The following is a 14,695-nucleotide window of genomic DNA, read 5'->3' as shown; positions in this document are numbered from 1 at the left end:
ATCTTATTTCTTCATTTCTTTTACATTATGCCATACCGTAAATCCGACGCCCACCCAGATAAAGCAAAACGCGATCAGGCGGTGAACCTCCAGCGATTCATGGAAATAAAAGAGTCCCATAAGAAACTGAATCGTAGGATTCACATACATCAAAATCCCCGTTAAATAATAAGGAATCATGCGGACACCCCTGTTAAATAACAAAAGCGGCACAGAAGTAATCACTCCTGCTATTGGAAAAAGCAGAAACTGCATTCCATGAAAGACTCCCAGGCTTCCATGACCATTCATTTCGCTGTAAATACAGAAAAGAAGCGCGATCGGCGTCACAAACAACGTTTCCGCAAACAGGGAAAGTCCTGCATCTAAATGCACACTCTTTTTCACAGCTCCGTAAAAAGCAAAGCTCAACCCGATCACCATAGCCATAACCGGAACCATCCGGTACACACCAATCAGATACCCCACTCCAATCAGGGAAAACAGTGCCGTCATCTGCTCTAACCGGCTCATCCTTTCATGAAAGAAAAACACGCCGATGCCTGTGACAAAAATCGGCTCCAGAAAATATCCCAGGCTGGCATCCAGCACATGTCCCGAATTGATGGCGAAAATATATACGCCCCAGTTAATACACACCAGCACACCACTGACCATGCAGCAGAACACTATCTTTTTATCATGAAAGATCTTTCTGATATCTCCCATCCGCCCGGTCACGGTCAGATGTCCAAACATAAAAATCATGGACCAGACCACTCTCTGGGCCAGTACATAAGCGGAATTTACCTCTGCAAGAAGATTCCAAAATACGGTGAGTAATCCCCAGCAGATGTATGTAATTGTAACACTGATCGTTCCTTTTCTTTTTGTAGTATCCATATATTGTTTCTCCAATATTGTCATGACATCCGGCTGCATTGGCGTGAACTTGACACCACGCTTCAACATCCCCATAACTTTTCTTGCTTTCTGCTCGATCTCTCTGGCGGTGTGCTCACTCGTCAGCATCAGATGATTTCCAGCGATTGTATATTCTCGTTCTATGTATTCCTCTGTAATCGGAAACATATCCTGTATCAGAAATGCACTCTCCCGGCTGTCATCCAGTATATCCCGATACTCGCATCTTTAAAACAATAATAATGCGGTCTGTTTCCTGCCTTATTTTCTTTGAGATACGGATCTGGTATATCTTCAAAGAATTTATCTTTGATAATATAAAATCCCGTTTTCTTCATTTGCCTGTCCTCATTACAGAAAAATCCTCCGCCTTGCGGCGAAGGAGTATACTTTCTTTGTGCTTACATTTTAACAATCGCAAAGAGGAAAGGTAAAGGTCAAATTCTTTTAATTTCTTAATATTGTTTTCTATATTTCGACTAGCAACGCCAATCTTTTCTGCTAATTTTACCGCTGATAACCGATTGTTCTCCATAAGCAATTTAATATTTCCAGCTGCGTACTGTTAAAATCAACTGTCTCTTGTTTCTCCGATGTTTCTCCGATGTTTCTCCGATGCTTCTCCGATGCTTCTCCGATGCTTCTCCGATGTTTTTGTTTTCTAAGGTCATCGGTAAAGAATCACGGAACAATTCTACCCGAAATATGTTATTGAATTCTTGAAATTTTGGTTCTAAAAGTCCATATTCTTTCGCAGCATTAAAATTGGCAATTCCATCCATTACCTGAAATAATATCTCATTTTCCACGCCAACAATCTCGTGTGTTTTATCATCTATACCTACAATCAGCTTTCCACCCTGAGTATTAGCAAAAGCTACAATAGTTTTCATGTACTTTTCGCTTTTATCTGGTAAAGTGATTTTGTATTCAACATTTTTTGATTCAACGGAAAACAATGTATCCCTTGCCATTTTTTCATCATTTCTCGCATCATCAGTGCAGTATTTTATTTAGCTAATTGTATTGTACCCTATTATGAGTGTTAATCAAACATTTTTACAACATTTACAATATAGAATTCGGCAAATGAAAATAATTAAAACAATAGCAGGCAATCTCATCACGGATCATTCTGATTTGTGATGTACTACATCCTAAAAAGTATTCTCATCGAATGTAACAATATCGTCTTCATCCATATCTACTAATTCATCTTCTCCTGATATAGTATAGCTTATCCAGATTATGATAATTATTCTGTAAAAGGATTGCCCTTCTACACTCACAATGTAAAAGAACAACGGTAAGCGCTTAAATTTCAGCCATAGTAAAAATTACCCGGCTACTTTTCAGTAGCCGGAGCACTTTGACAATTCACATCTGATTGATTTGTATCATTTATACGGCGTTGTATTTCCGCTTTGACATTTTCATTCCATGGTGCCAGAAGTTCCAATTCCTCATCACTCATCCTATCTGTAGGCATTTTCTCAAGCAGATAGGTAAGATAGTGATAGACATTTACTCCATTCGCCTTTGCCATTTCTACCATTGAGTATACAATGGCACTGGCCTGTGCTCCGTTAGGAGTATCACAGAAGAGCCAGTTCTTACGGTTATGCTCTATAGAACATAACCGTAAGAACTGGCAGATGATCGACACCATCAATGGTGCAAAATCATCCGCGATTATTTACAGCATCGCAGAAACAGCAAAAGCGAATAACTTAAAACCATACGAGTACTTTGAATATCTTCTGACAGAGATTCCAAAGCACATGGATGATACAGACCGATCTTTCTTGGATGATCTGCTTCCGTGGCCGGAAAAACTACCAGAGAACATTTGAAAACCAAAGAAGAACAATTAAGCGAAGCCGCGAAAGCGGCTTTTTGTTGGCAAGGTACTTGCTATGGAGCGGTTTTTTCCACACTTAGTTGATTTCACAGCAAAATTGCTCATGAAGTAGTACCTTTGCTTTCAATAATTCAAAACTATTTCTGCCATACATAATACGTTTTATTACTTTGAGTTTATTAACGCTTCCCTCTGCCAAACCATTATTATATTGCATGGCAATTCCATTTTTTACAGCAACAATATCTTGTCTTATACCATTCACATATGTTTGCAACTCAGGAATATTAAATTTTTCCAGTTTAACAAGCCATGCGTCAAGCTTTTCTTCATGCTTTGAATATATAATTTCATAAAATTCCTTTATGGTCACATAAAGATCGGCAATCATTGGGTATAATTTTAAAACTTGTTCATACTGTTCTTGACTGATTGTTTTCACATCGTCCAACCCTTTATATATTAATTGCGTTAGTGATCGGCGTTGTACGTATTCCTTCGGCTGGTAATCAGAACAAGCTTCTTCTTTTTGAGAAGACACGCAACGAATTCTTTCTTTTTGAATAAACATTCTTAAAGAAGCAACTGATCCCTCATACCCTTTTTCGCTGATTATTTTGTGTATACAGGGGTATGTCATGCCTTCGCACCGCAACTTAATGACTTCAGCTTCATAGGGTGCCAACTTTCCTGGAATACGTGCATGGTAATGCTTGTTTTCTACAGAGTAACTGGGATTCAAATAGTTTTGAATCGTTTTAAATGTATGATGCATCTCTTTAGCAATTTGCTCAATAGGAATACCATCGCAAGCCATTTTTCTTGCGGTATTTACCTCTTCTTGTTTTTGTTGTAATGCAAGCCGGTGATTAGCCTCCCTCGCAATAACTTTATCCTCGATTTTATCTGTATCGAGTTTCAAATACTTTTGAATTGTCTTTACAGAAGAATGTAATAGCAATGCAATTTCATTTACCGTCATCCCTTCAGCTTTCTTTGTTTGTGCAAATCGAACTCTGTCAACATGATTCCGTTGATTAATAAGTTTCACATGTTCTTCGCTATTTGTACTGACTGCTGGTATTTCAAGTCGAGCCGGAAACTCTCTGATTATATATTTTGTCATTGCCTCCGTGAGGCCTTTTATCATGTGAAATCTGTCACTTACCTGCACTATACCGGGATGGGATTTTTCAGAAGCATTAGCATAAATCTGAGCACCATCTCTTGAAATCACTTCAATATTTGGGTATGTAGCAAGCCATGCTCTTACTTCCTCTGTATTTCTTGTCGGAATCAAATCAATTATTCTATGCGTCTCTAAATCAACCATTACCGTTCCGTAAGAAAATCTTTTTCTAATTGCAAAGTCATCCACACAAACTTTTCTCACGGACAAGTTATCAACAATCGATGGCATTTTTTTTAAGCAGAACGCAGATACTGCTTTTAGATATATCGACATTACTATTTTTCAAGACTTTTGAAGCATTGATTGAACTCAGCTGGCTCGAGGTAAATAAAATATTTTTTTCTAAACGTTTGGTTCTCTTTCCATTTGCATCAACAAATGGATGCCGTTCAGAAAATGTCTGTTTGCAACACGTATTATTATCACAAAAGAACTTTCTTGTTAAAACAAGTAAAACAACCTTCTTTCCTTGTATGGGAAGATCCTGTACTTCTCTTTGATATCTAGAATGAATTCTTTTAGATTCTTTTCCACAATAAGGACAATTAGCCGTTGATATTGCACTTGATATTTCAAAAATAATTTTATCTGCTTTATTACGAAATGCATCTAATCTATAATTGCTATCCAGATCTTTGACAATAAAATCCATAACCATCCTCCGATGGTTATATTATATTAATTCGTTGCAATAAAGTCAACTAAGCCCGGAAAGAACCTATGGAGCGTTTACGCTATGACTTTGAGGTCATAGCCTTGTTTCAAAAGCAGCAACGCTGCTCCTCAAACAAGGCTACGACAATGTACCGCCAAGCCGGGAAAAACGTGCGGCAATTCCCGGCACGGCATGATCGGGCAGGCGATTCGCGGAAAAATAATATGCGGTTTGCGCCTACCACAGTGTGCCGCCGGACAATCAACAGTCCTTTTGTTTCAATTTCAATCGTATGTGAATTGTCAAAGTACATAGAACTATTTTCCGTATTCGGAAACATCTCTACTGGAGAATTCTTCGGCTCTATGGCGATCTGGACCACATCCTGTTTATGGGATGTAAGATCAAAATTGCTGGCTTTTCTAACCGGATCTGGTACCTGGCAGGCTTTCTTACGAAGACGGGAAACTGCATTGTAAAAACAGCTTGAAGAAATCCCGCGTTCATTGCACCATGCTGCATCCGTCAGGCCGCTTTGCCGACACTCAGTTACCAGTTCCATCCATTCATCTAAGGAACGCCCTGGGGCACGTTTACCAGTCATAATGAAACCTCCATGTGTAGTGAATTTTTATCGCCTATCAGCGGAGTGGAGTAAAAATCTATTTACTATCATCATTATGAACTACAAACTATCTGGTGAAAAGTTACCCAGAATTTAAGCGCTTACGATTTAAACATGTTTTTCGGACTTTTTAACATTTTTTATTCAGTTCCTTAGTCAGTGTAAAAATGCGGTTCAGTTACGTTTTGGTTCCTTAGTCAGCAATTACGCTATTTTAAAAACTTTTAAGGAGAAAACCGCATAAAATAAGGGTTTTTTCGATTTTTTAAAGGTTTTTAAGAGCCTTTAAGGGTTCACAATTTCCCAAAAAACTAAGGGAATAGTTACGTTTTCCCCACAGGATTACAAATATAATGCACTTTCTATCCGTTAATCTCCCAGTGTCCACTGTAACCACTTCCGACATATGATACATTAGACATTTTTTTGATTTTTCGTTTTACTGTTGCAATTCCAATTTTCAATTCCTTTGCCATATCTGCCGTTGATACTTGCGGATTATCCTTTATCATTTTGATGATTTTTTCTTCAGTATCATCTTGGGTATCACCTTGAGTATCATCTTGGGTATCACCTTGAATTTTCTCTTCGTTTGCATGTATTGCATAATTAGAACCATAATTCAAATTATACAAAGTCAATGTAAAATCATCATTATCTGCCTCAAAGACCGGCATCTTGGTTTCATCAAATTCTACTTGTCCCTCATAATCTGCCAATATCTTCTTAAATCCACTACCTCTACGCTCCATATATTTTAAACGGCTGAATATATCAGCTAATATCGGATTTCTTCGCTTTGACGGGATTTTCAACAAATCTTTTCCTTCTAGAGATATCCCACTTACCATTCCGCCAGGTGAATATATTTCAATTCTATCATCAAACATATCTATATGGACTTCACTACCTATCTCCATATAGTTTCTATGAATCAATGCATTTACTACACCTTCAAGCACTGCTCTATCCGGATAATCAGGCATTTCAATTCTTCCGTCACCAACCTTACGCCATGCTTTCTTGGAATTATTTCTCACAAAATCAGTTCCTGCCTGCAACAATGTGACAAGGCTACCAGTATATTCCTTATCATCAAGTGCATCCACTATTCCTGAGGCTTTAGTAAGTCCATTCCATCTTGTACAAAACAATCTGGAATGACGTACCGGTGATTCATCTGCCAGAAGTGCTCCAGCATTCGTTAGATTTCCTTTTTCATCAATCAGTCCGAAAGATTCATAATCTGTATCTTCAAATATATTCCCCGTTCTCTGTTTATATACTGATTTTAATTTTGTAAAGGACATATTATCAAAATCATATCTTGATTTCAGACTATCGTAACTTTCACCGCTGCCACGAAGCACCAATTCTCTTAGCTGTGAAGGAGTTGCCGGAACACTTTCATTTCCTATACGCATAAATGCAATGAGTTGTCCATCACCTTCATAATAGTATGGTGTCTGCTGCCCTTTCATAACTTCCACAATAACAAAAATCTTTTCGTCATCTTTTTCAAAATACAAAAGATTTTGCTCATTATAATTCAATAAAATCAAGGAATTTTAATGTCCGGTGGAATTTACCACTGCACTGGAATTTAAAATTTCAAGTCAGCGTTCTCGAAACATAGAGTATTACTAAGTATGTCTATTTTTCTATGGATTGCTTTTTGTACCTCTTCTTTCTCTTCAATAATGTAATCCAAAACCGTCATAATAGTTCATGAAATAGACAGAGGAACTATCTCCCTTTACCTATATTCCACTGCTTTTCCTGTTCCTTTTCATGCACATCATTCTTGCTGACAGTCTCCTCATAAATCTTCTGATACTCCTCGTACAGTTGATCCCCATCAAGTTTCACACCCAATTTATCCAGCACACTCATAAATAGTTTCAAATTACCACTAGCATCACTTAAATCGAACTTAAAAGCATTTGCTTTCACTGATGTTTTCAGGTACTTATATGGACCACAAGCCAAAAGTTCTCTTGCTACCTTTTCTGCCTTATCTGCCACAACATTCTTTTTAACAACATCTACTAAACGCTTTGATTCCTCATAAAGCCTGTCAAAATCAGCTTCGTGGCCAATTTGCTTAAAGAAGCTATTAAGTTTCTCATATACTGCCAGTACATCATCGTTTCCATTAACACCTACCACTCGTACCTTCTCCTCATCAGTACTGACATGATAATCTGCATACGAATTGACATTTCTTTTTCCCATTTATCTCTGCTGATGTTCTTTGGGTTTTTACTATATTCCGCAGGTATAATACCAAGTCCAAGCTCTTTGCAATACTTATTGGTAATCGGTTGCAAATGATTCTTCCAGTTTCCTTTCGGCGAATTATACTTTTTCCCGGTTGTTACACTTACACTGTTCCATATTAAATGACCATGCATGTGTTCCCTGTCTGTATGAACTGTAAATACAGCTTCATAATCATCCCCGAGTACATCCTTCGCAAAATGTTCCAGCACGTACATCACCTGTTCTGCCGAAACCCTCTCCTCGGGCGAAAAAGAAATAATCACATGATATCCCTGTCTGTTACCTGTCTTGTGAAATATATTCTTTGTTTCTACCATTTGCTCAAATGCTGTATCCGGCAGGCAGTTGATACTGCCCACCAAAACACATTCTTCTGTCTTGTCTGGATTTTGGATATATTGCAAAGCATTTTTCAAATGCGATGCCGGTTTTCTGCCTTTTGATTCCTTAATATTCAGGATCTTTGTAATCGCCATGTTTCCAGCACCTCCCCGAATAAACTTTTGATTTCATCAAGGCTTCTCTGCAACTTATCGATATCGCTGAAGTACAGTTCTCGCATTAACTTTTGAATAAGGATTGGTAAATGATTTCCTTTCGGAATGGTGTGAAATGAAAACGAAATTAAATAATGAAGAGATTTCTCCTAATGAATATTTTGAGTGGAAAATAACATGGCCTCAGGCGTAAATGAAACTATTCCTGCACAGCTCACTTTAGTACCATTTTAGTACCACAAGGCAAAAAACAAGCTCGCAAATGCCCATTTTACTAGGCTTTGCGAGCTTTTAAAAATTATTCAAACTCTATATTCGCATCTATATCTTGTATCTATTCAAATTTTATTTTCTATATATAGCACAATTATTCCAATTATTCTATACTGTTTTTGGGTTTTTCAGGTTTTTTATCGACATTTTAGAGACTTAAAAATGCAGACTACCAAAAATAAAAGCGAAATCCTTGAGCAATGCCCGATACAGTGCTTCGCTGTCGATTTCGTTTAACAAATCTTCAACGGAATGTACCTCCGCCTGCGGCTCGGTATCCGCCATTTCTTCCAGATACTCCGCAACATCATTCATGTAGCGGTAAAACCGCCTGTTGGAATTAAACTCCGCCCTGTCGTAAATGCGGATTTCTTCAATCGTGCTTTCATCAACACCATACTTCCTTAAAATCTTTTCCTCGGCTTCTTTCCAGAGCCGCCATTTCCTTTCTTCCCGTCCGTGATTGTACGCCACGTCCTTTACCTCCAATCTGAATTTTTTGAGTGAAAATTCAGACTGACAGGTGGGGAACGACACCTAACGCCAGAAGCAGGCTTGTCCTGCCCGCTGACAAAAAGCGACAAAAGAAAAACCGCAAAGGCTGTCGCACCTTTACGGTTATGGGGGATTACACTTCTATTTTGTAGATATTTGACATCTGGTTTGAGGGTAAAAGAGTACCATGCATATGTTGTGTAAATCGTGTTTTTGGCGAAATTCATGCGTATCTTCCTTTGTCTCGTGAAAATCTGGTGTTTTTCTATCAGCACAAAAAAAGCAGCAGGATTCCTCCCGCTGCTTTAAAATCTATTTATTTTTTCGTGTGCTTATACGAATTTTCTGCGTTCCCTACCGCGCAAACGCCGAAATCATTATGGCTTACAATGTTGGAGTCGATGCCACCCTGTTCTCTATCCATTCCAGTAACATGGTTATATACGAGTTTTCCAAACGGATATGCTGTCATTGACCAACAATGACCGATGCCGATTTCCCAATCGTTATATTTACTTAAATCCACATGATTTTTATCCGGAACATTGATGCTGCTTGCAATGTACATGCATTCTTCACAGTGCGTTACCTCACGTCCGTCAATTTCGAGTACGCCCCGCTTATTTACATAATATCCATCCGGGGTCTTCCCATTTGTTACGATGTATCCGTTCGGAGCGAAATAGTAGCACTCTGAATTGCATCCTTGTTTCCATCAATCCACTGCCAGCCATCGTGATACCAGGTTGTTCCTGTGGCATTTGTTCCGTACCACCATCCTGTTTCATTCTTCTGCCATCCGATCGGGTTATCCGCAAACACCGGAACAACCATGATGAGTGATAATGTAAGCGCAGATAACGCGATTAACTTCTTTCGTAACTTCATCGATTTCTCCTTTTTACTGCTTCTTTACGTTCTCATAGCCATTCTCAGTCTCTGCGACCATTATACCAGGTGCTGAGAAATAAATATATGAATCACTACTGATGGCGGTTCTATTCGAACTTGTGCATTTAAACACGGTGTAGCCCATCTCATTTACACCTGCATAATGGTACGTATCCGTGACTCCGCCAAATCCAGGAAGCCATTCGGTATCTGTCAGCGTCTTGGTTGCCGGATCATACACGATCTTCATTGAAAACGAGTAAGTGCCAATATTGTATGCATAGGTTCCGCTATAGATATCGGTTGCCGGAGCCTGTGAATTTGTGGCCGTTCCGTTTGATGTATTCGACAGCACGGGTTCTGTGCTTACGTTCTTCGTCTTTACGGCTCCTCCTTCCGTCCATGCCCCATCACCGTTTACTACGTATCCATCCGGAGTTGTGGCATTTGAAAGCATATAGCCGCTGCCATCAAAGTAATAGCATTCTGCAATGCCATCTTTATTGCTATCGATCCACTGCCACTGTGACTTCGGGTAAGCGCCATTATCCTCCTGCCACCACCAGCCTTTTGAATTCTGCTGCCACTGACCGGCAAGTGCAGTCGTTGCTGTGCCCATCATCATGGCTACAATCATTGCAGATGCGATTAGCTTCTTTTTTATCTTCATATTCCTCTCTCCTTTTTTGAATATTTTGTTTTTCTTATGATCTTATTATCTCACAAGCGGATAATGGTTTAAAGGGTAATCTGTTTTTCAGATACGTATTTTTGTGAAAATCAACCTTTTCCCTTTACCATGCAGCGTTTCTTGAAAAACGAGATACCGTAGCAGAGAATCTTATCGTAATCATCCTCATATTCCTTCGCATACATCCGATTGTCGATCTGCTGCAAAGCCGTATCGCAGTCCTTCTCCAGGTTTCCCAGGGTCTTCGTATATTTCGCTTCGAAAATCGCAACGCACGCATTGATGGGATCATAAACGACCACATCGCTTCGCCCTTCTCCATGCTCCTTATTGGAGTCCACCATATATCCAGCGCCTGTAAAAATGCCCGCGAGAAATGCGTGGTAGAAATCCTCCCGATAGTCATGGTAGCTGATGGTGCGTCGGAGCAGGGCATTCATTTCCCTATTTATGCCTTCACTGTCACCACTAAAGACGGCATCAAACAGCGCATTTCGATTCCACTTCTTCGCGCTGTCATCAAACCATTTGATGACTGTTGTTTCGAAAATCTCGTTAATTTCTGCATTCGGAATCATGAGAGCTACCATACCGTCTGGAACTTCACCTTTATAATCCTCTTCCCGCGCCCGTGTTAAATATCCCGTCAGATATAGTGTACTCCAGAGGTTATCTTCTGATGAATGGAGATAATCATAGGTCAGGTTTTCATCCACACGTTGGACGATGCAGCCGCCCGCCATCAGTGTCTCAAGCTTCTTTGTGATCGTACTGCCCGCATAATCGATAAAGGAACGGATGATGGCATTGTCACTTGTGTTTTTCCAGTAGCTGATCGGCTTTGCCTTCGGATTGCGCTGAAGCTCCAGCATATAATTCATGACATCCCACGGACAGTAGACATCGAAATCCCCGAAATGGTAGCCATCGTACCATTTCTTCATGTTCTCTGCCTGTTCTGTCATATCAGCAGCTTTCAGCAGCTCATTAACCTCGCTCTGTACGAAGCCGAAATACTCGTTGAGACGAGAATTTGTAATCGTATCCGATACGAAATTATTTGTTCCCGTAAAGATGCTCTCTTTCGCGATCTTTAAACAGCCTGTCACGACCGCAAAACGAAGTGCCGGATTGTCTTTCAGGGCCTGCATCAATCCCTTCATAACATCAAGCATTTCATTATAGTAACCGTTGTTGTTCGCTTTCGCGACGGGAACATCGTACTCATCTATAAGAAGAATGACAGGCTTTCCATAATGTTGCTGCATCATTCTGGTAAGCAACATCAAACTTCCTTTCATGTTCTTCATGGAAGCCTGCCCCCATTCCAGCTGTTTCGCGATCTCCTTATCACTGGTGTCGATTCTGTCGCTGTCCAGCAGATAGCGATGCTCTTTATATAGTTCTGAGATAACCCATGTGAGCATATCGTATGCTCCGGTGAAGTCGAGGCCATCTACCTGTCGGAACGAAACAAAAATCGTCGGATACTGATTCATCCACTCATCGCACAGCGCCTGATTATCTGCAATCTCCAGCCCTTCAAATAACGCTTTGCTGTCCTTTCGGATATCGAAGAAGCTTTCCAGCATACTCATGCCGAGCGTTTTTCCAAAGCGCCGAGGACGGGTAATCAGTGTCACTTTCGTTCCGGTTCTACTGAGCAGTTCTCCGATCAGTCCCGATTTATCGATGTAGTAATACCCGTTTTTACGAATTTCTTCAAAGTCTGAAACCCCAACAGGAATATTCATTTTTTTCATTTCTGCGCCTCCTTTCGTCTCAATACCTCACAGCTTTTCACTGATTGCACAGCACCGTTTCTTACAGAATGTAATACCATACAGCCGGATATCCTTCCGATCATCATTCAGAAGATATTCCTGATAACGGCGATCCCTGATCTGATCGATAGCCTTTTGACAAGTCATCTTCATATCGTCAAAGTTTTTCGTATATTTTAGCTCGACGACGATCCCCGCATCCGGATCATCCGTTTCTACGATGATATCCGCAAATCCTTCTCCAGCTTCGACGTTTGACTTTACAAGCCAGTCTGCGTTTCCGGTAAGGATCCCGACGAGAAGATTGTGATAAGAGCTTTCTTTTTCTTCTTTTCTTGCCTTTGTATCAAATACGCTAATGGAATTACTGAGTACGCGGTTTAAATACTGCTCGACGCCTTCGGTATCACCTTCCTCAAACGCCTTCCAGAATGTGGTGAGGCGCTCCGTGTTACTGAAGATCGATTTTTTAAACCACTCGTTAATTTGAAGACGAAAGACTTCTCGTACTTCCCGGTTTGGAATAATCAACCGATAAGCTCCGTCTTCATTTCTTCCACTCTGCGTCAAATACCCGGTTGTAAAAAGAACGCTCCAGAGATTTTCGATGCTCTGATCGACCTCTTCATACGTGAGATCCAGGCGAAGCTCCTTTTCGATGGCCTCCCCGTTGACCAGACGCTCAATTTCATTCTTCGTCGTTTTATTTGCTTTATCGATAAAACGCTTTACGAGGTCATTTCCGCTCGTGTTGATCCAGTACGCTTCCGGCTTTGCCTCTTTGTCATCCTTCGCGCGGTCCACAAAATTTATTACATCCCATGGACAGTATACATCTGCATTTCCGAATCTGTATCCATCGTACCACTCCTTCACTTCTGCAAAACGATCTTCCATCTGATAATCAGAAAGTAACGTCCGTACCTCCGTATCTGTAAATCCAAATTGTTCATCGAAGCGTGTATCTGTGATCGATAGAATTTTAAAGTTGTTGAGACCAGTAAAAATACTTTCCTTCGAAACGCGAAGACAGCCGGTCAATACCGCGAACGCAAGCGAGTCATTCGTTTTTAATGCTTCACCTAACAGTCCGCGAATAAAGTGAACCATTTCTTTGTAATATCCATGCTGAAATGCTTTATCAAGCGGGACATCGTACTCATCGATGAGAATGACTGTTTTTTTACCATAATGCTTATATAAAAGAGCCGATAGCATTTTCATAGACGAAGATACAATGTCGGAATCTTCTTCCTGGACTGTCATATCTAAAAGTCGGCAATAATTCTTTTTATCTATATCCAGAAGTCGCTCGCTGTTTTTCAAACCATAAAATCTTTCAGCTTCCCGTTTGATCAGTTGAATACATCTACGTTTTGCTTCCGAAAAGCTTAAGCCCTCCACGTCCTTTAAAGAAAGAAAGATAACCGGATACTGTCCCTGATGCTGTTCGCACAGTTCCTTATTCTCAGAAATATAGAGCCCATCAAACAGCGATGTATCCGTTCCGATTTCAAAAAAGCTCTTCAGCATACTCATATTCAGGGTCTTACCAAAGCGACGCGGACGCGTGAACAGACTCACCTTGCCTAGACTGTCAAACAGCTGTTCAATCAGTTTCGTTTTATCGATATAGTAATACTGGTTTCTTCGAATCTCTTCAAAGTTTTCGATTCCCACCGGAAGTTTTAATCTTTTTTTCATAAATGCCTCCCGCCTTTATTTAGAACTTCTGTTTTCTTTTATTGTCTCACATTTTTAGTAAAAAAGAAAGAGGACGGAAAAAACATATATAAAAACACCGGATAAGAATTATTATCTTACCCGGCATTTTTCGTTATTTCTCTTCTTTAAATTTCTCGAAGCCCTTCTTATCTTCCGATGCTACACCTCTCTTATAAAAGTATTGACAGGTTTTACAATTTTCTGTTCCGTGCTTCTTATATGGGCACTTTATCATTTTATCGTACATGCAGCGATTCCGTACCTTTCTTGTGATAAGGAAGGCGATGAGTCCTGCAAATACGACAAACGGAATACTTGTTGCGACCGGATGCTCTTTAAAGGATGTAGCGAGTGCAGTATACACAGCAGTGATAACGCCAAGTGCCATCGCTGCAAGCTTATCTAAGAAGCTTGTTTTTGTGGCGACTGCGTTTGCCTGCTCGTAGCTTACATCTACCGCCATTGTGTAAACGGTCTGCTGTGACTCCGGGATCTTCTCCGCATATTCGCACTTCCAGATATAGCCTTCTGTTTCCGGAAGCGTTACTTCTCCATTGTAGACTGCAGAAATATCCTGTACAAGCTTCTTTCCCTTTCCAATGGCCTTTGCCAAAGCCCTTATTGGACATTGCGCGCATATCGAGGTCTTCCACACATACAGCATCATACCGATTGGCTATCTCGGTACTAAGCTTATGCATACAGTCCTTTCGCTGATTCGCAATGTGGCTTTCCTGGCGGTTTACCAGGCGGAGCTGTTTCATAAAGTTCTTAGACTTTCGTTCACCCTTACGGGAACCCTGCTTCTTCGAGAGCCTGC

The 14,695-nt window shown here is 40.3% G+C and carries 15 protein-coding genes and 2 pseudogenes; 1 reads left to right on the top strand and 16 read right to left on the bottom strand.

What is annotated here, in order from left to right; translation table 11 throughout:
• Positions 1 to 3: 3 nt before the first annotated feature.
• The 4 genes and pseudogenes from rarD to DWY84_RS00655 form a co-directional block, all read right to left on the bottom strand.
• A complete protein-coding gene (rarD, locus tag DWY84_RS00670; protein WP_147354256.1) occupies positions 4 to 1,011 on the bottom strand; it encodes an EamA family transporter RarD in 1,008 nt (335 codons plus the stop codon).
• A gap of 68 nt (positions 1,012 to 1,079) precedes the next feature.
• The gene (locus DWY84_RS17265) at positions 1,080 to 1,241 is read right to left on the bottom strand and encodes a hypothetical protein (protein ID WP_178716279.1); all 162 of its coding nucleotides are present in this window, start codon (positions 1,239 to 1,241) and stop codon (positions 1,080 to 1,082) included.
• Positions 1,242 to 1,445: 204 nt separating this feature from the next.
• The gene (locus DWY84_RS17620; RefSeq protein ID WP_243024694.1) at positions 1,446 to 1,877 is read right to left on the bottom strand and encodes an ATP-binding protein; all 432 of its coding nucleotides are present in this window, start codon (positions 1,875 to 1,877) and stop codon (positions 1,446 to 1,448) included.
• 371 nt (positions 1,878 to 2,248) lie between these two features.
• A pseudogene (locus tag DWY84_RS00655) lies at positions 2,249 to 2,521 on the bottom strand (transposase domain-containing protein); the annotation flags it as partial.
• On the opposite strand from DWY84_RS00655, the gene DWY84_RS00650 reads away from it, so the two are divergent.
• On the top strand, positions 2,469 to 2,756 hold the full coding sequence (locus DWY84_RS00650) for a transposase domain-containing protein (protein ID WP_347560733.1): 288 nt from the start codon (positions 2,469 to 2,471) through the stop codon (positions 2,754 to 2,756). The pseudogene DWY84_RS00655 and the gene DWY84_RS00650 overlap by 53 nt on opposite strands.
• An 84-nt stretch (positions 2,757 to 2,840) precedes the next feature.
• On the opposite strand, the gene DWY84_RS00645 is transcribed toward DWY84_RS00650, so the two are convergent.
• The 12 genes and pseudogenes from DWY84_RS00645 to DWY84_RS17535 all read right to left on the bottom strand — a co-directional run bounded on the left by DWY84_RS00645 (position 2,841) and on the right by DWY84_RS17535 (position 14,488).
• On the bottom strand, positions 2,841 to 4,142 hold the full coding sequence (locus DWY84_RS00645) for a transposase (protein ID WP_243024693.1): 1,302 nt from the start codon (positions 4,140 to 4,142) through the stop codon (positions 2,841 to 2,843).
• A gap of 25 nt (positions 4,143 to 4,167) precedes the next feature.
• Positions 4,168 to 4,608: a transposase family protein gene (locus DWY84_RS17615; RefSeq protein WP_243024692.1), complete on the bottom strand. Its 441-nt coding sequence runs from the start codon at positions 4,606 to 4,608 to the stop codon at positions 4,168 to 4,170.
• A 109-nt stretch (positions 4,609 to 4,717) separates the two neighbouring features.
• Complete coding sequence (locus tag DWY84_RS00640) at positions 4,718 to 5,215, bottom strand: IS66 family insertion sequence element accessory protein TnpB (RefSeq protein WP_243024691.1); 498 nt, start codon at positions 5,213 to 5,215, stop codon at positions 4,718 to 4,720.
• 383 nt (positions 5,216 to 5,598) lie between these two features.
• A complete protein-coding gene (locus tag DWY84_RS00635; protein WP_243024690.1) occupies positions 5,599 to 6,765 on the bottom strand; it encodes an ATP-binding protein in 1,167 nt (388 codons plus the stop codon).
• A 217-nt stretch (positions 6,766 to 6,982) separates the two neighbouring features.
• Positions 6,983 to 7,405 carry a hypothetical protein gene (locus tag DWY84_RS00630; RefSeq protein WP_118529939.1) on the bottom strand — a complete coding sequence of 141 codons (423 nt, stop codon included), beginning with the start codon at positions 7,403 to 7,405 and terminating at the stop codon, positions 6,983 to 6,985.
• The gene (locus DWY84_RS00625) at positions 7,399 to 7,995 is read right to left on the bottom strand and encodes a relaxase/mobilization nuclease domain-containing protein (protein ID WP_243024689.1); all 597 of its coding nucleotides are present in this window, start codon (positions 7,993 to 7,995) and stop codon (positions 7,399 to 7,401) included. The genes DWY84_RS00630 and DWY84_RS00625 overlap by 7 nt, the downstream gene beginning before the upstream one ends.
• 489 nt (positions 7,996 to 8,484) lie before the next feature.
• Positions 8,485 to 8,763 (bottom strand): annotated as a pseudogene (locus DWY84_RS00610) (sigma-70 family RNA polymerase sigma factor); the annotation flags it as partial.
• Between the two features lie 678 nt (positions 8,764 to 9,441).
• Entirely contained in the window at positions 9,442 to 9,672 is a 231-nt protein-coding gene (locus DWY84_RS00595; RefSeq protein WP_118529931.1) for a hypothetical protein, read from the bottom strand.
• A gap of 13 nt (positions 9,673 to 9,685) precedes the next feature.
• Positions 9,686 to 10,345 carry a hypothetical protein gene (locus tag DWY84_RS00590; RefSeq protein WP_118529929.1) on the bottom strand — a complete coding sequence of 220 codons (660 nt, stop codon included), beginning with the start codon at positions 10,343 to 10,345 and terminating at the stop codon, positions 9,686 to 9,688.
• Between the two features lie 110 nt (positions 10,346 to 10,455).
• Entirely contained in the window at positions 10,456 to 12,129 is a 1,674-nt protein-coding gene (locus tag DWY84_RS00585; RefSeq protein WP_118529927.1) for an AAA family ATPase, read from the bottom strand.
• Between the two features lie 27 nt (positions 12,130 to 12,156).
• A complete protein-coding gene (locus DWY84_RS00580) occupies positions 12,157 to 13,854 on the bottom strand; it encodes an AAA family ATPase (RefSeq protein ID WP_118529925.1) in 1,698 nt (565 codons plus the stop codon).
• 133 nt (positions 13,855 to 13,987) lie between these two features.
• Positions 13,988 to 14,488 (bottom strand): hypothetical protein, encoded by a 501-nt coding sequence (locus tag DWY84_RS17535; protein WP_243024688.1) that lies wholly within the window; start codon positions 14,486 to 14,488, stop codon positions 13,988 to 13,990.
• Between the last annotated feature and the right edge of the window lie 207 nt (positions 14,489 to 14,695).

It is taken from the genome of Clostridium sp. AF27-2AA (assembly GCF_003478505.1).
Lineage (GTDB): Bacteria > Bacillota > Clostridia > Lachnospirales > Lachnospiraceae > Brotaphodocola.
The sequence above is the reverse complement of the archived record's forward strand: the minus strand, read 5'-3'. Positions and strand labels throughout refer to the sequence as shown.